Origin of the sequence: Xylophilus sp., assembly GCA_009914555.1 — a bacterium.
In the GTDB taxonomy this organism is placed as follows: domain Bacteria; phylum Pseudomonadota; class Gammaproteobacteria; order Burkholderiales; family Burkholderiaceae_C; genus WNDY01.
Genome location: WNDY01000017.1, coordinates 52170 through 67453, shown reverse-complemented (window position 1 = coordinate 67453; position 15284 = coordinate 52170). Strand labels below are relative to the sequence as shown.

The 15284-nt window shown below is 68.3% G+C and carries 13 protein-coding genes and 3 pseudogenes; 9 read left to right on the top strand and 7 right to left on the bottom strand.

The genetic code is table 11. The annotated features are described in order from the left end of the window. Nucleotides 1–122: 122 nt before the first annotated feature. A pseudogene (locus tag GAK38_RS10200) lies at nucleotides 123–482 on the top strand (adenosine deaminase); the annotation flags it as partial. Then, nucleotides 479–1042 (top strand): methylated-DNA--[protein]-cysteine S-methyltransferase, encoded by a 564-nt coding sequence (locus GAK38_RS10195; RefSeq protein WP_325343755.1) that lies wholly within the window; start codon nucleotides 479–481, stop codon nucleotides 1040–1042. The pseudogene GAK38_RS10200 and the gene GAK38_RS10195, both read left to right, overlap by 4 nt. Here the strand turns inward: GAK38_RS10195 and GAK38_RS10190 are convergent. Further along, nucleotides 1033–1731, bottom strand: coding sequence for a GntR family transcriptional regulator (locus GAK38_RS10190; protein WP_325343753.1), 699 nt, complete (start codon nucleotides 1729–1731; stop codon nucleotides 1033–1035). The two genes, GAK38_RS10195 and GAK38_RS10190, sit on opposite strands and share 10 nt — an antisense overlap. A gap of 144 nt (nucleotides 1732–1875) precedes the next feature. Between GAK38_RS10190 and GAK38_RS10185 the strand changes: the two genes are divergently transcribed. The 3 genes from GAK38_RS10185 to GAK38_RS10175 are packed head-to-tail and all read left to right on the top strand — an operon-like array spanning nucleotide 1876 to nucleotide 5016. Continuing rightward, nucleotides 1876–2850 carry a tripartite tricarboxylate transporter substrate binding protein gene (locus tag GAK38_RS10185; protein ID WP_325343751.1) on the top strand — a complete coding sequence of 325 codons (975 nt, stop codon included), beginning with the start codon at nucleotides 1876–1878 and terminating at the stop codon, nucleotides 2848–2850. Between the two features lie 39 nt (nucleotides 2851–2889). Continuing rightward, entirely contained in the window at nucleotides 2890–4002 is a 1113-nt protein-coding gene (locus tag GAK38_RS10180; protein ID WP_325343749.1) for an L-talarate/galactarate dehydratase, read from the top strand. A gap of 48 nt (nucleotides 4003–4050) precedes the next feature. Next, nucleotides 4051–5016: a Bug family tripartite tricarboxylate transporter substrate binding protein gene (locus GAK38_RS10175; RefSeq protein ID WP_325343747.1), complete on the top strand. Its 966-nt coding sequence runs from the start codon at nucleotides 4051–4053 to the stop codon at nucleotides 5014–5016. Between the two features lie 6 nt (nucleotides 5017–5022). Here the strand turns inward: GAK38_RS10175 and GAK38_RS10170 are convergent, their stop codons facing one another. Beyond that, nucleotides 5023–5181: a DUF1345 domain-containing protein gene (locus GAK38_RS10170; protein ID WP_325343745.1), complete on the bottom strand. Its 159-nt coding sequence runs from the start codon at nucleotides 5179–5181 to the stop codon at nucleotides 5023–5025. 276 nt (nucleotides 5182–5457) lie between these two features. On the opposite strand from GAK38_RS10170, the pseudogene GAK38_RS10165 reads away from it, so the two are divergent. Together GAK38_RS10165 and GAK38_RS10160 are read left to right on the top strand one after the other, a co-directional pair. Next, nucleotides 5458–5661 (top strand): annotated as a pseudogene (locus GAK38_RS10165) (methylated-DNA--[protein]-cysteine S-methyltransferase); the annotation flags it as partial. Nucleotides 5662–5935: 274 nt separating this feature from the next. Further along, complete coding sequence (locus GAK38_RS10160; RefSeq protein ID WP_325343743.1) at nucleotides 5936–6172, top strand: hypothetical protein; 237 nt, start codon at nucleotides 5936–5938, stop codon at nucleotides 6170–6172. Between the two features lie 238 nt (nucleotides 6173–6410). On the opposite strand, the gene GAK38_RS10155 is transcribed toward GAK38_RS10160, so the two are convergent. From GAK38_RS10155 to GAK38_RS10145, 3 genes are all read right to left on the bottom strand, one after another. Further along, nucleotides 6411–7067 carry a DUF1345 domain-containing protein gene (locus GAK38_RS10155; RefSeq protein WP_325343741.1) on the bottom strand — a complete coding sequence of 219 codons (657 nt, stop codon included), beginning with the start codon at nucleotides 7065–7067 and terminating at the stop codon, nucleotides 6411–6413. 40 nt (nucleotides 7068–7107) lie between these two features. After that, the gene (locus GAK38_RS10150; protein ID WP_325343739.1) at nucleotides 7108–9018 is read right to left on the bottom strand and encodes a propionate--CoA ligase; all 1911 of its coding nucleotides are present in this window, start codon (nucleotides 9016–9018) and stop codon (nucleotides 7108–7110) included. 110 nt (nucleotides 9019–9128) lie between these two features. Then, nucleotides 9129–9737 (bottom strand): isochorismatase family protein, encoded by a 609-nt coding sequence (locus GAK38_RS10145; RefSeq protein ID WP_325343737.1) that lies wholly within the window; start codon nucleotides 9735–9737, stop codon nucleotides 9129–9131. 425 nt (nucleotides 9738–10162) lie between these two features. Between GAK38_RS10145 and GAK38_RS10140 the strand changes: the two genes are divergently transcribed. Next, nucleotides 10163–10756, top strand: a complete 594-nt coding sequence (locus GAK38_RS10140) for a C40 family peptidase (RefSeq protein ID WP_325343735.1) — start codon at nucleotides 10163–10165, stop codon at nucleotides 10754–10756. Between the two features lie 84 nt (nucleotides 10757–10840). Here GAK38_RS10140 and GAK38_RS10135 read toward each other — a convergent pair whose 3' ends face one another. Beyond that, entirely contained in the window at nucleotides 10841–11413 is a 573-nt protein-coding gene (locus tag GAK38_RS10135; protein WP_325343733.1) for a type 1 glutamine amidotransferase domain-containing protein, read from the bottom strand. A gap of 176 nt (nucleotides 11414–11589) precedes the next feature. Here GAK38_RS10135 and GAK38_RS10130 point away from each other — a divergent pair, with 176 nt between their 5' ends. Further along, entirely contained in the window at nucleotides 11590–14133 is a 2544-nt protein-coding gene (locus tag GAK38_RS10130; protein WP_325343730.1) for a DEAD/DEAH box helicase, read from the top strand. Nucleotides 14134–14216: 83 nt separating this feature from the next. Here the strand turns inward: GAK38_RS10130 and GAK38_RS10125 are convergent. Beyond that, nucleotides 14217–15281, bottom strand: a pseudogene (locus GAK38_RS10125) (S66 family peptidase). Nucleotides 15282–15284: the final 3 nt, after the last annotated feature.

Here is a 15284-nt window from a genome sequence, read left to right as displayed (position 1 = left end):
TTGGGGATCGTGGGCAACGCCGCCGTTCGGGCGGCTATCGCTGCGTTCTTCGTTTTCGTCTTGCTCGTCGGCATACATGCTCCTCATTGACATGCTATGCCTCACACACAAAATTTCGGACAGGCTCGCTCGGCATCGTGCGCCAGCGCCAGGCCGCCATCACCGCCCTGGCCGAAGCCGTCACCCAGAGGCGGCTCGCCCTGCATCCCTTCGCCCCCCTGGCCGAGACCACCGCCGCCCTGCGCGCCCTGCCCGGCATCGGCGACTGGACGGCCCAGTACATCGCCATGCGCGCCCTGCGCTGGCCGGACGCCTTCCCGGCCGGCGACGTCGCCCTGCAATCGGCCCTGGGCGTGCGCGATGCACCCCGCCCGGCGCAGGCGGCCGAAGCCGCATCGCAGGCTTGGCGCCCCTGGCGCAGCTATGCCGTGCTGCGCGCCTGGGCGCGCGGCATCCCTCCCGCTGGAGCAACCCGACCATGAAACTCCCCGCCTCCTTCGTCCAGCACCGCTTCGACAGCCCGTTCGGCGAAGTGGTCGCCGCCGCCTCGCCCGCGGGCCTGGCCGGCGTCTGGTTCACCGGCCAGCGCCACTTCCCGCCCAAAGCCGGCGGTCCGCGCAGCTGGGCGATCGACGACGCCCATGCCGTGCTACTGCAAACGCGCGGCCAGCTTCTGGACTACTTCGCCGGCCGGCGCACGGGCTTCGACCTGCCGCTGGACCTGGCTTTCGGCACGCCCTTCCAGCAGGCGGTGTGGCAGGCGCTGCTGGCCATTCCGCTTGGCCGCACGACGAGCTATGGCGCCATCGCGCGAGGACTCGGCAGCGCCTCGGCCGTGCGCGCCGTCGGCGCGGCTGTGGGGCGCAATCCGATCAGCGTGATCGTGCCGTGCCACCGGGTGGTCGGCACTGGCGGCGCGCTGACCGGCTATGCCGGCGGGCTGGACCGCAAGGTGGCGCTGCTGGAGCTGGAAGGGGTGCGGGGCCGTGTCGCGCCGGCTTCTTCCCCTGCCGGGGCTTCGGGCGTGGCGCGTCAGGACTGAACGCCCGGCTGCATCCGGTCGCGCGCCGCCTGCAGGTGCCTGCGCAGCGCCAGTTCCGCACCGGCGGGGTCCCTGGCTGCAAAGGCGGCGGCGATCTGCCGGTGCTCCTGCACGGCGGCATCCGAGCCGAGCACGTTGCTCTCGGGCAGGACGGAGAGCCGGGCCACGTTCATGATGAGATGCAGTTCGCGCCAGGCGGCGGAGATCGGCTCGTTGCCGGCGCTGTCCACGATGCTCTGATGGAAGCTCTGCTCCAGATCGATGAACGCCCGGTACTGCTTGTAGCTCGCGCCCTTGCGGCGCAGCGCAACCATGGCGGCGATCGCCTTCTCCAGCTCCACTGCCGTCTGCGCATGGCCCGCGGCGGCGGCGCCGACGCGCGCGCAGTGCGCTTCCATCAGCAGACGGAAATCCATCAACTGGCCCATCTGCCGGGCATCCGGCACCGGCGCGACGGAAAAGCCTGTGTTCGCGGCAAAAACCACCAGCCCTTCGGCGCCCAGCCTCGTCAAGGCCTCGCGCAGCGGCGAGCTGCTGATGCCGCAGGAGCGTGACAGCGCATCGATGTTCAGCCGCTCCCCCGGCTTCAGCTGCTGATCCAGGATCTGGCGCTTGAGCTCGTCGTAGGCCTGCTCGGAAAGCGGCGTCTTGACCAGCCGGACAGCGGCGGAATTCGTTTTGGTGTTCATGGCAGCGAGCGGATCATAAGGCCCATTGCGGCAGCTGCTGCCCGGCATATTCTTTCATCATGGATCGTGCACGATGGATTGACGATGACCGTGTTTGTCTCGATACTCCGCCCTACTGTGTATTGGCAGATGACGGAGACACGCATGCAAAGGCGATCGTTCGCCGCCGGGTTGGCTTCCAGCGCCCTGGCCACCTGGGCCCTCCCCGCAGCAGCCGCCCAGACCGTCTATCCCTCCAAGCCGGTGCGGGTGGTCGTGCCGTACCCGGCCGGCGGCCCCAACGACATGATTGCCCGCCTGCTGGCGCAGCCGCTGGGCGACCGGCTGCACGAGCCTTTCGTGATCGACAACCGCCCCGGCGCCACGGGTCTCACCGGTACCGAGCAGGTCGCCAAGGCGCCGGCCGACGGCTACACGCTGCTGGTGAGTGCGTCGGTCCATGTGATCTACCCGGCGCTGTTTCGCAAGGTTCCCTTCGATCCGCTGAAGGACTTCGCACCCATCAGCCTGCTGGGCCGTGCGCCGCTGGTGATGTCCGTCCATCCCAGCCTCAAGGTGTCTACGGTCAAGGAACTGATCGCCTATGCCAAGGCTGCGCCCACGCCGCTGCAATACGCCTCGTCGGGCAACGGCTCGGCCACGCATCTTGCAGCAGAGTCCTTCAAGACCATGGCGAACGTTGCCATGCAGCAGATCACCTACAAGGGCAGCGCGCCGGCCATGAACGACGTGGTCGCAGGTCATGTGCAGGTGATCTTCGATTCGGTGCCGTCGAGCATGCCGTTCATCAAGTCGGGCCGGCTGCGCCCGCTGGGTGTGACCAGCGCCCAGCGCTCGTCGGCCGCGCCCGAGCTGCCATCCATCTCCGAAGCCGTGCCCGGCTACGACATCAGCACCTGGTACGGACTGTGGGCGCCGGCGGGCACGCCTGCGGACATCGTCGCGGCGCTGTCGTCACAGGTGCAGGCCGTCCTCAAGACCTCCGACATGCGCCGGCGGCTGCAGGAGCTGGGCATCGAGCCGGTCGGCAGTTCGCCCGCCGAGTTCGCGGCCTACCAGGCGGCCGAGGCGCCCAAGTGGGCTCGCATCGTCAAGGCATCGAACGCGCAGCTCGACTGAGATTTCCTTCCATCCATCGAATCACCGAGAGAACCCGCCATGGAAACCCTCAAGAATGTCGAGATCGCGCTGTACCAGGTGCCCCTCAAGCAGGCGCTGAGCGACGCCAAGGTGCTCACCGGCCGTCAGAAGCCGCTGGCCCAGGTGGACATGCTCACCGCCGCCGTCGAGACCAGCAGCGGAGCGCGCGGCTTCGGCTTCAGCTATTCGCTGCGCGCCGGCGGCAATGCCCTCTTCGCCCATGCCAAGGATCTGGCCGGTGCGCTGATCGGCGAAGATCCGGCCGACATCGGACGGCTGTGGGAAAAGCTCGCCTGGCTGGGCGCTTCCGTGTCGCGCACCGGTGTGACCGTGCAGTCCATCGCGGCCTTCGACATCGCCCTGTGGGATTTGAAGGCCAAGAGTTGCAACCGCTCCATCGGCAAGCTGATCGGCGCCTACCGCGACGCCGTGCCTTGCTACAACACGTCGGGCGGCTACCTCAATGCGTCGAAAGCCGAGGTACTGGGCAACGTCGATGCGTCGCTGGAGCGCGGCATCGGCGGCATCAAGATCAAGGTCGGCCAGCCCGACGTGACCAAGGATATCGAGCGCGTGGCCGCCGTGCGCCAGCATGTCGGGCCGAACGTGCCGGTCATGGTGGACGCCAACCAGCAGTGGGACTACACCACGGCGCTGCGCGCGGGCCGCGCGTTGGACGCCTTCAACCTGGTGTGGATGGAGGAGCCGATCTCCGCCTACGACTACCGCGGCCATGCCCGCCTGAGCGAGAAGCTGGACACGCCGATCGCCACCGGCGAGATGCTGAGCAGCGTGGCGGAAGTCTCGGAGTTGATCGACCACCAGTCGGTGACGTTCCTGCAGCCCGATGCGCCGCGGGTCGGTGGCATCACGCCTTTCCTCAAACTGGCCGCGCTGGCCGACGTGAAGCGCCTGAAGCTCGCGCCGCACTTCGTCATGGAGATCCACATTCACCTGGCCTGCGCCTATCCTCACGAGAGCTGGGTCGAGCACATCGAATGGCTGGAGCCGGCCTTCAACGAGCGCATCCAGATCCGCGACGGAAATATGTTCCTTCCCGAGATCCCTGGCCTGGGCTTCTCTCTTTCCGAGCAGGCCCAGACCTGGCGCATCGCCTACGCGCGCTTCTAGGCTGCCGGCCGGCCTGCGGTTCTTCCGACAACCCTTCGAGACATGACCATGAAAATGAACTTCGCCGTGGCCGCCGCAGTGGCATCGGTGCCCTTCGCGTCCCCTGCACAGAAGCCCTTTCCCAGCAAGCCGGTCACGCTGGTCGTGCCCTTCGTCGCCGGCGGCGGCACCGATACCGGTGCCCGGCTCATTGCGCCCAAGCTTGCGGCGAAGTGGGGCCAGAGCGTCGTGGTGGACAACCGCGGCGGCGCAGGCGGCATCCTCGGCGCCGACCTGGTGGCGCGCGCCCGGCCCGACGGCTACACGCTGCTGATGGGCAACGTCGGCACGCAGGCCATCAATCCGTATCTGTACTCGAAACTGCCCTACGACGCGCAGAAGGCGTTCGCGCCCGTTTCGCTGGTGGCCGACCTGCCGTTGGTGCTGGTGGTCAACCCGCAGTTCAAGGCGCAGGACGTCCGGAGCCTGGTCGCGCTGGGAAAGGCGGAGCCGGGCGCCTACAGCTTCGCCAGTTCGGGCACCGGCAACTCCACCCATCTGGCCTTCGAGGTCTTCCAGGCCGCATCGGGAGCGAAGTTCCAGCACGTGCCCTACAAAGGCGGCGGGCAGGCGAATTCCGATGTGATCGCCGGGCACGTACCCCTGCAGTTCACCTCGATCTTCGGCGCCACGGGGCTCATCAGCGGCGGGAAGTTCAAGCCGCTGGCGGTCGCATCCGCGACCCGCTCGGCCGCGCTGCCCCAGGTGCCGACCCTGGCCGAGGCCGGCGTGCCCAATGCCGAGCTCGCCTCCTGGATCGGCGTGCTCGCGCCGGCCGGCACGCCGCGCGCCATCGTCGTCAAGATCGCCGCGGACATCCGCGAGATCGTGGCGCAGCCGCAAGTGCGCGATGCCCTGGTAGCCCAGGGCGCGGAGCCGCGCAGCAGCACGCCGCAGGAGTTCCAGAAGATCATCGACGGCGACATGCAGCGCTTCTCGGCACTGATCCGCAGGCTGGGCCTGCAGGCCGACTGATCCGCCCTACATCGCCCCCGCCACCACGTTGATGCTCAGTGCCAGCACCAGCATGTTGAAGGCGAAGGCCAGCACGCCGTGCACCAGCGTGAGCCGCCGCATCTCGCGCGAGCTGACCTGTACGTCCGACAGCGGAAGGCGAACAGGGTCTGGATCAGCAGCCACGACGCGGCCAGCGCCAGCATGGCCAGCACGATGTGCAGCGGCCGCCCCGGCTGGCCGGCCGCCGGCATGCGCTGGAGCAGCTAGGCGATGGCCGCCACGCTGGCGATCACCGCGCCCAGCAGCGCGAGGAAGACGACCGGTCCAGGCTGGTCCTGCGCCTGCGCCCGCTCCCGCGTGCGGCGCGCGTCGAACTCCATCGCCAGCCACCATGCAATAGCCGTCCGCGTCGCGGATGCCCCAGTCGAAGGTGCTGTAGAGATCGTCGCGGTCCGGGATCATGGCGCCATCGCGCAAGGACTCGGCAGCGCCTCGGCCGTGCGCGCCGTCGGCGCGGCCGTGGAGCGCAACCCGATCAGCGTGATCGGGCCGTACCACCGGGTGGTCAGCACCGGCGGCGCGCTGACCGGCTACGCCGGCGGCCTGGAGCGCAAGGTGGCATTGCTGGAGTTGGAGAACGCTCAGCGGAAGATGATTGTGTGATGGGCCAGCGATCCGTCCACGACCGTCGCCTGCAACGCATCCGGCGATCTGCAAGAAGCACGACCCGCGGTGCACGGCCAATCGCGGCAACCAGGCTGGCAAATTTTGATCTTCATGGTTTGCAGGTGGGACAATTTGTCTCAATGAATGGAAATTGCTTTTAGGTAATATGGCCCAGCCGCCATTTTGGCGGTGAAGGAATGATTGCTGGAGCGGCACCCTGAGGGAGAGCCCTCACGATAGACGGTAAAATGTAACTTTGTGAAAATACAAAATGATGGATTGGATCCCCGTAGTCTTCGTCATATTCAAGATTCTCGTTTTCGGCACGGTCATGTTCTTGGCCATCAAGTGGCATTACGATCAAGGAAAGAAGGGGCGGCAGATCGAGAGGCGCGCGGTACTGCGCGCAGCCGGCAAGGCGACCGCAATCTTTGTGCTAATGCTCCTGCTCCTGCTGTTTGTCACCTTCTTCGTTGGCAGGAGGCTTGGGTTGGACTTGACCTTGTGATGAAAAGGAATGGCCGGCCGGTATCCAGTGATGCAGCAGAATTTGCCAATGTGGCAGTCAGGCGGCGTCGGCCGGCGGACCAAGGCTCGCTCCGGCAAATAGCATCGGCTCGCTGCGGGACCATTAATCAGCAAGCCACCCGGCCTTGAATCGATGGTGTCAGAGCCGTTTTCTGAATATTCGAAATTTTCGCCCAATATGAGTTTCGTCTATTTTTTCGTTCCAGAAAATCCTCTCTTCACATCGCCCCAGCCACCACGTTGATGCTCAGCGCGAGCACCAGCATGTTGAACGCGAACGACAACACGCCGTGCACCAGCGTGAGGCGGCGCATCTCGCGCGAGGTGACCTGTACGTCCGACACCTGCGAGGTCATGCCGACCACGTAGCTGTAGTACATGAAGTCGAAATAGTCCGGGTCCTGCCCGCCCGGGAACTCCAGGCCCGCGCCGTCGGGCTCGCGCCGCATCTCCTCCTGGTAGTAGCGGTGCGCATAGCGGAAGGCGAACAGCGTCTGGATCAACAGCCACGAGGCCGCGAGCGCGAACATCGCCAGGGCGATGTGCAGCGGCCGCCCCGGCGCACCGGCCGCCGGCATGCGCTGCAGCAGCGAGGCGATGGCCGCCACGCTCGCGATCACCGCGCCGACCAGCACGAGGAAGACGACCAGCCCCGGCTGGTCCTGCGCCTGGGCGCGCTCGCGCGTGCGGCGCGCATCGAACTCCACCGCGAGCCACCAGGCGAGCACGAGGTAGACCGCGGCGCCCACGGTCCAGGCCGGCAGGCCGCGCAGCGCGCCGTCGCCGGGCCAGGGCGAGGCCAGCGTCAGCAGGCCGGCCGCGGTGGCATAGGCGATGCGGTGGGTGCTCTTGTTCTCGGCGAAGTACTGACGCATGGCGGCGGGCGGCTGGTGGAGCAGCCCGCTTTCTACACCGTCAGGCGGAGTGGAGCAGCGCCCGCACCTGCTGCAGCGCCGACGGATCCTCGATCGTCGTCAGGTCGCCGGGGTCGCGGCCTTCGCAGACGGCCTGCAGCGCGCGGCGCAGGAGCTTGCCGCTGCGGGTCTTGGGCAAGACCGTGACGAAGTGCACCCGCGCCGGCCGGCCCACGGCGCCGAGGCGGCCGTCGACCTGCTGCATCACCTCGCCTTCAAGCCGCAGCCGCGCGGCGGCGTCGCCGAGTCCGGCGGCGTCGCGCGCCACCGCGAAGGCCACGGCCACCTGGCCCTTGAGCGCATCGGCCACGCCGACCACCGCCACCTCGGCCACGTTCGGATGGCCGGCGATCGCCTCCTCGATCTCGCGCGTGCCGAGCCGGTGGCCGGCCACGTTGATCACGTCGTCGGTGCGGCCGAGGATGAAGAAATAGCCGTCCGCGTCGCGGATGCCCCAGTCGAAGGTGCTGTAGAGATCGTCGCGGCCCGGGATGCTGCGCCAATAGGTGTCGACGAAGCGCTGGTCGTTGCGCCACACGGTCTGCAGGCAGCCCGGCGGCAGCGGGCCGGCGATGGCGAGCACGCCCCTCTGGCCGGCGCCCGTGAGTTCCTCGCCGGTCTCGCCGTCCACCAGGCGCACGTCGTAGCCGTAGACCGGCACGCCGGGGCTGCCCACGCGCGGCGCGCGGTCGTCCATGCCGCGCGCGATCGTGAGGATGGGCCAGCCGGTCTCGGTCTGCCAGTAGTTGTCGACCACCGGCACGCCGAGCGCGTCGCCGATCCAGCGCGAGGTGGGCTCGTCCAGCGGCTCGCCGGCCAGGAACAGCGCGGTGAGGCTGGAGAGGTCGTATCTGCTGAGCCAGGCCGGATCCTGCTTCTTGAGCACGCGCACCGCCGTGGGCGCGGAGAACAGGTGGGTCACGCGGTACTTCTCGACCAGCCGCCACCAGATGCCGGCGTCGGGCCGCGTGGGCAGCCCTTCGTAGAACAGCGTGGTCAGCCCGGCGATCAGCGGGCCGTAGACGATGTAGCTGTGGCCCACGACCCAGCCGATGTCGCTGGTCGAGAAGAAGACCTGTCCGGCCCTGGCGTCGAAGATGTACCGCATGCTGGCCGCCAGCGCGACGGCATAGCCGCCGGTGTCGCGCTGCACGCCCTTGGGCTTGCCCGTGGTGCCGCTGGTGTAGAGCGTGTAGCTCGGATGCGTGGCGTCGACCCATTCACAGGGAACCTGCGCATCGATGTGCTGCTCGCGCAGCGCGCGCCAGGCGTGGTCGCGGCCCGGCACCCAGTCGATCGGCGCCAAGCCGCGATCCACCAGCAGCACGGCGCGCGGCTGGTGCGATGCCTGGGCGACGGCGGCGTCGAGCAGCGGTTTGTAGGCGACCACCTTGCCGCCGCGCGAGCCAGCGTCGGCGCTGACGATCACCGTCGGCTCGGCATCGTCGATGCGGGCCGCCAGCGAGCCCGAGGCGAAGCCGCCGAAGACCACCGAATGGATGGCGCCGATGCGCGCTGCCGCCAGCATGGCGAAGGCGGCCTCGGCGATCATGGGCATGTAGATCAGTACCCGGTCGCCCTTCTGCACGCCCAGCCCGCGCAGCACGGCCGCCATGCGCTGCACCTCGGCATGCAGTTCGCGGAAGCTGTAGCTGCGCTCGCTGTCGGTCTCGGTGGAGATGGCGACCAGCGCGGCCTGGTCCGCACGATCGGCCAGGTGGCGGTCGACCGCGTTATGGCAGAGGTTGGTGGCGCCGCCGGTGAACCACTGCACGAAAGGCGGGCGAGAGGTGTCGCACACCGGCTGCGGCGGCGCGGCCTGCCAGTCGATCAGCGTGGCCTGCTCGGCCCAGAAGGCGTCGGGCTCGTCGAGCGAGCGGCGGTGGAAGCGCGCATAGTTTTCGCGGGGCATGGCTTGTCTCCAGAATGGGCCGTGGTCGGGTAACTGCCGCGGCGCCGTGGTCCGGGATTATGAAGAGCAGGCTTTCCGCAGTCTGACGTACCGGCGTCCGGCCCGTGCCGCTATTTGATGAGGGACAGCACTTCTCGGAAATGCGGGTCTTCCGCCGTGCGCAGCCATTCGAAGGCGACCATCTCGGTCGTCACCAGTTCGGCGCCGGCGCCGGCCAGACGGTCGAACGCGGCGTCGCGGTTGCGCTCGGTGCGCGAGCCGCAGGCATCTGTCACCACCCAGACGTCGAATTCGTCCTCGACCAGGTCCAGCGCGGTCTGGAGCAGGCAGACGTGGGCCTCGCAGCCGGCGATCACGATGGTGGCGGGCGCGGCCTCCTGCTCTTCCTGGCGGACTTTCTGCAGGTGCCGGGGCAGGCTGCGCGCGTTGCCGCGCGCCGGCTGCGCCGGCGGCCGAAGCCATTCGCCCAGGCCTTCCTCCACCGCGCTGAAATGCATCTTCGGCAGGGTGCGGCGACACAGCGCGCGCAGCTGCGCGTCGTTCGGCCCCAAACTGGAAGGGTTCTGCTCGGTGCCCCAGACCTTCACGTCCAGCAGCTGGGCGATCCTGGCCAGCCGGACGGCGTTGGCCAGCACCTGCGGGCCTTCGTGGATTGCGGGCAGGAGGCGTTCCTGGTAGTCCACCAGCACGAGCTGGGATTCGGAGGCGTCGAGGAGCATGGTGCGTTCTTCTTTCTCGGTCGGAGGGAAAGGCGCCGATTGTCCCCGACCCCGGCGGCCGGCGGTCCTGCGCACCGGCGGCATGCGGCGCTCTCGCGGCCGGGCAGCGGCCCTTCGATAAAAAAGTTCGCACCCACGGATGAGCTGGCCGCCGCGCGATCCGCACCGCCAACGCGGGCTGCGCAGTCGCTTGGTTGCAAAAAAGGATTGCTCTGAAAAAAGGAGCGCCGATGCGCCCAGCCGCAACGCCTTCCGTTCCCGCAATCGGCAGGAAGAGCCCGCCGCCGGCGCCTGGCCGGCTCCCCTCCGTAACAATCGCGGCGAGGCCGTCGCCTGCCCGCGCCATGATTCCTTCATGAAATCAATAAGTTAACAAGGAATTCAAGGGTTGACGTGCAGTTGCGCCTCCTTTAGTCTAGCGGCCCATGTCTCGTTGGCTCTGCATCCTCCTGCTGGTTTGCGCACAGGCGCAAGCCGCACCCACCACCTCCGGTGCTGGTGCCTCCAACCTCCCCGCCGCCGGCTCAGCGATCTCTTCCGACGAGATCGACAGGGTTCTGGCCGAGCGGGGCATCTTCCGGCGCATCGACACGGTGCGCCAATCCGTGAGCGACAAGGCGTCCGACCTTGTCGTCCATGCCATGGGCTTCCTGGGTGTGCCCTACCGCCGCGGCGGCAACACCGCCGACACCGGTTTCGATTGCAGCGGCTTCGTGCGCGCGATCTATGAGGAAACCGTCGGCAAGCTTCTGCCCCGGCGCGCCGCCGAGCAGGCCGCCTCCACCGACAAGATCGACCGCGCCGACCTGAAGCCGGGCGACCTGGTGTTCTTCAACACGATGCGCCGCGCGTTCAGCCACGTGGGCATCTACGTGGGCGACAACAAGTTCATCCACGCACCCAAGCCGGGCGCCGAGGTGCGGGTGGAAGACCTGCGCACCGCCTACTGGCAGCGCCGCTTCGACGGCGCGCGCCGCGTGCAGGCCGAGGACGTCGACCAGACCGCGTCCGTGCGCTGAAGCCTTCCCGCGCTTCCGCCATGCAAAAGCGCAGCACCCGCTGCGCTTTCGTGCTTCTTGTCGGAGCCGCGCAGCAGCCATGGCCTAGCCGGCGAATGCGGCGATGGCCGCGCGGTTGAAGGCAGGGATGTCATCGGGCTTGCGGCTGCTGGTCCAGTTGCGGTCGCTGACCACTTCCTGGTCGACCCAGTTCGCGCCGGCATTGCGCAGGTCGTCCTGAAGGCTGGGCCAGCTGGTCAGCGTCCGCCCCGCCACCAGACCGGCCGACACCAGCAGCCAGCCGCCGTGGCAGATTACCGCGATCGGCTTGCCGGCGCCGTCGATGGCTTTGGCAAAGGCCTGAGCCTTGGCATCGGTGCGCAGCGCATCGGCATTGACCACGCCGCCCGGCAGCAGCAGTGCGTCGAAATCGGCCGCCCGTACATCGTCCAGCGTCTGCGCTACGTCGAAGCGGTCGGCCTTGTCCACGTGGTTGAACCCCTGCACCTGGCCAGCCTTCGGAGCGACGATCACGGTGCGGGCGCCGGCTTCTTCCAGTGCCGCCTTCGGCCCTGTCAGTTCGACCTGTTCGAAGCCGTCGGTGACGAGAATGGCGACGGTCTTGCCATCGAGGCGCTGGGCCGTTTCCTGGAGCTGCTGCGGATCGGTCTGGGCCATGGGCTGAAAACTCGGTTCGGCGGGTGTGGATACGATGGGCGCAATGTGACCCAGCCTGCTTCCGGCGAATGTCTGCCTGTGTTTACGCCGCGCGTAGGACGGGATGCCATGATCAGATACACCCCCTTGTTCCACTTCAGAGTGCTTGATATATAACCGCTCTGACCCCATACCCCGTGGCTCATTCCGAACGACCCCCTGCTGTCTTCCAACCGCGGCTGCGCCTGCGTACGCTCGGCCGCGGCGACGGCCTGCTCGGCATGCGGCCGCATGGCGCGCTCGGGCCGCGCGGCGGCAGCGTCACGGTCGCCGAGGTCGACTGGACCTACCGGCTGGCGGACGGCTCCTTGCGGCAGATGCCGGCGCCGCAGTCGGTGCTCGGCGGCCGCACCGCGGCCGGCATGCCGCGCGACCGCCGGGCCGAAGCCGATGCCTCCGATGCGCTCCAGGCGACCGGCCTGCGCCCGCTGCCTGCAGACCGCCTGCAATGGCGCGCCCCCGGCCTGGCGCCCTCCCTCGGCCCGCTCTGGACCCTGCCGCAGGAATCGCAGTTCGGCGACTTCTGGGCCGAGCGGGTGCCGCTGCTGCAGGCGCAGGGCTGGTCCATCGTGGTCGAACCCGGCTTCGCCCACGAAAGCGCGCCGGTCGAACGCTGGCGCCTGCTGCTCGCGCCCGACGGCGGCGAGGCGGCCGGCCGCGAGGTCCTGGCCCTGGCGCCGCGCCAGCGGCCGGTGCAGAAGCTGCGCCTGCCCGAGCGCGAAGGCGCCTGGCTGCTGAGCCTGGGCGTGGAGATCGACGGCGAACTGCTCGACCTCGCACCGATGCTGGCCGACCTGCTGCAGCGCGAGCCGCGCTGGCTCGACGCTGCGCGGATCGCCGCCATCGACGACGCGTCCACCATCGGCCTGCGCGCGCCCGGCGGCCGGCACATCGAGGCGCCGGCCGCGCCGCTCAAGGCCATCGTCGGCGCCATGGTCGACCTGCTGATGGACCCGGCCCGCCGCCAGCGGCGCGAGGGCGAGCCGCTGCGGCTCGGCGGCTGGGAGGCCCGTCGGCTGGCCGCGCTGCGCGACGGGCTCGACCAGGCCCGGCGCGCGGCGGGCATGGGCCGGCAGGCCGGCTGGCTGCTGGAGGGCGACGCGGGCCTCGCACTGCTGAAGGACCGGCTCGCTACCGCCGGCGTTCCTCCGCCGGTCGAGGCGCCTGCCGGCCTGGCGGTGCCGCTGCGCGACTACCAGCGCGACGGTCTGGCCTGGCTGCAGTACCTGCGCGCCCAGGGCCTCGCGGGCATCCTGGCCGACGACATGGGCCTGGGCAAGACGGCGCAGGCGCTGGCCCACGTGCTGGCCGAGAAGGAGGCCGACCGGCTCGACCGCCCGGCGCTCGTCGTGGTGCCGACCTCGCTGGTCTTCAACTGGCAGGCCGAGGCCGCGCGCATGGCACCGGGGCTGCGGGTGCTGGCCTTCACCGGCGCGGAGCGCGCCGCGGCGCTGCCGGACATCACCCGGCACGACCTGGTGCTGACCACCTATGCCCTGGTCTGGCGCGACATCCGCCGGCTGACCGCGGCGCCCGGCTTCCACCTGCTGATCCTCGACGAGGCGCAGATGGCCAGGAACGCCGCCACGCAGGGCGCCCGCGCGCTGCGCCGCATCCCGGCACGGCACCGGCTGTGCCTGACCGGCACGCCGCTGGAGAACCATCTGGGCGAGCTCTGGGCGCAGTTCGACTTTCTGCTGCCGGGCTATCTCGGCGATGCCGCCACCTTCGCCCGGCGCTTCCGCAAGCCGATCGAGGAGAACGGCGAGACGCTGCGCGCGCAGCTGCTGGCCGACCGGGTGCGGCCCTTCATCCTGCGCCGCCGCCGTGAGGACGTGGTGCGCGAACTGCCCGGGCGCACCGAAGCCCTGCAGCGCCTGCCGCTCGACGGCGCCCAGCGCGAGCTCTACGAGGCGGTGCGCGCCGCGGCCGACCAGCAGGTGCGCCGGCTGCTGGCCCGGCAGGGGCTGAAGGAGGCGATCATCAGCGTGCTCGACGCCCTGCTCAAGCTGCGCCAGGTCTGCTGCGATCCGCGGTTGGTGCGCGGCGCGCCGCCGTCGGCCGCCGCTGCCGCGACCGTCGGAGGAAGTGCCAAGCTGCGCTGGCTGGCCGACCATGTGCCGACGATGGTCGAGGAAGGCCGCCGCCTGCTGGTCTTTTCGCAGTTCACCGGCCTGCTCGACCTGGTGGCCCGCCAGCTGCAGCGGCAGGGCCTGGACTTCCTGCTGCTGACCGGCGCCACTGCCACCGCCGCGCGCGGCGATGTCGTCCGGCGCTTCCAGGCCGGCGAGGCGCCGATCCTGCTGGCCAGCCTCAAGGCCGGCGGCACCGGCCTGAACCTGACCGCGGCCGACACCGTGGTCCACCTCGACCCGTGGTGGAACCCGGCCGTGCAGGAACAGGCCACGGCCCGCGCCCACCGCATCGGCCAGACGCGGCCGGTGACGGTCTACCGGCTGGTGATCGAAGGCAGCATCGAGGAGCGCATGCTCGAACTGCAGGCCCGCAAGGATGCGCTGGCCCGTGGCGTGCTGGGCGTGGACGCGGCCGGCGCGGCCAAGTTTACCGAGGCCGACCTCGACGCGCTGCTGGCTCCGCTGGCCGAGCCGCAGCGTAACCCCCGCGCGATTCCCGCCGACGACGATCCGCGCTGGGGCAGCACCGGGCGGCGGCGTGGGTGAGCCATCGCGCCATAACGGCTACCGCCGATGCGATCGCCATATTTGGCATGACTGTCCAGACAAGCTTCTGCTCCGCTCGTTACTCAACGAGTGGCACTGTCGATAATGTGCAGTTCAACATGGTCGCAATCGATTCGGGCTTCCACGCCATAAGGCAGAGTGAAGATCGGATCTGTATGTCCAAAATCCAGATTGGCAAGGACAGGAAGGTGTTCGAGGCCTCATTCATCCAGTACTCGCAATATTGCCGTGTCATACGCGGCATGTTGCGCGACCGACAGATGGTGACCTCCAGGGCGGCCGAACAAAATCCCGCTGAGAACCTGGAGAATCCCCTGCGCCGCAAAATTCCGAAGCCAACGGGCGACGACTGCAGGTGAAGGCGCTTCTTCAGAGGTCTCGTAGAACAGGATCGCTCCTCGCCAATAGTCCAGCGGAGGCCACCACGGCGTTGCCTTCAGCATCTCGAGAGAATCGGCGCAGCCGCCAATGAGATGACCTTGGTGGATGCCTTGCCCACGCAAGACCCTGGGGCCGGTCGTCGGCTGCAGGCAACGTCGGCGCAGTTGGTTCGCCGGGTCGCGCCACTCCAGCCTTTCTACTGTCCACCCTTCCTTGCTGGCCTCCACTCGACCCATAGGTCCGGAAGAAAATAATGCCCGGTGAATCGAGGACACCATATGGTCATGCAGGCCGCAATTTTCTGCAAAACCCGACATGACGGTCGGTCCATAGAAGGAGGTCAGACCGGCCTTCAGGCAACCGATACTGATGGCAGTGGTATCGGAGTATCCGAGAAATATCTTGGGATGATCGGCAATGATATTCAGGTCAATATGCAGGATCAGTCGTATGGCATCATCGCCGCCAATAGTCGCGATGATGCCCTTTATAGCCGGGTCGGCAAAAGCAGCCATCAGATCATTCGCCCGCGCAGCGGGATTACGGTCGAGCCACGCTGCATCATGCAGGGCATGAGGCATTTCAACAATATCAAGATCGAAACGATCCACCAGCTGTTGCCTGCCAGCAAGGTAACGTTGCGGAAAAATCGCGGGGCCGCCCCAGCACGGTGTGACGATTGCCACTTTGTCGCCCGGCTGAAGCAGCGGTGGCTTGACGGTAGGGTATTGCCAATAGCGGTTCATTGG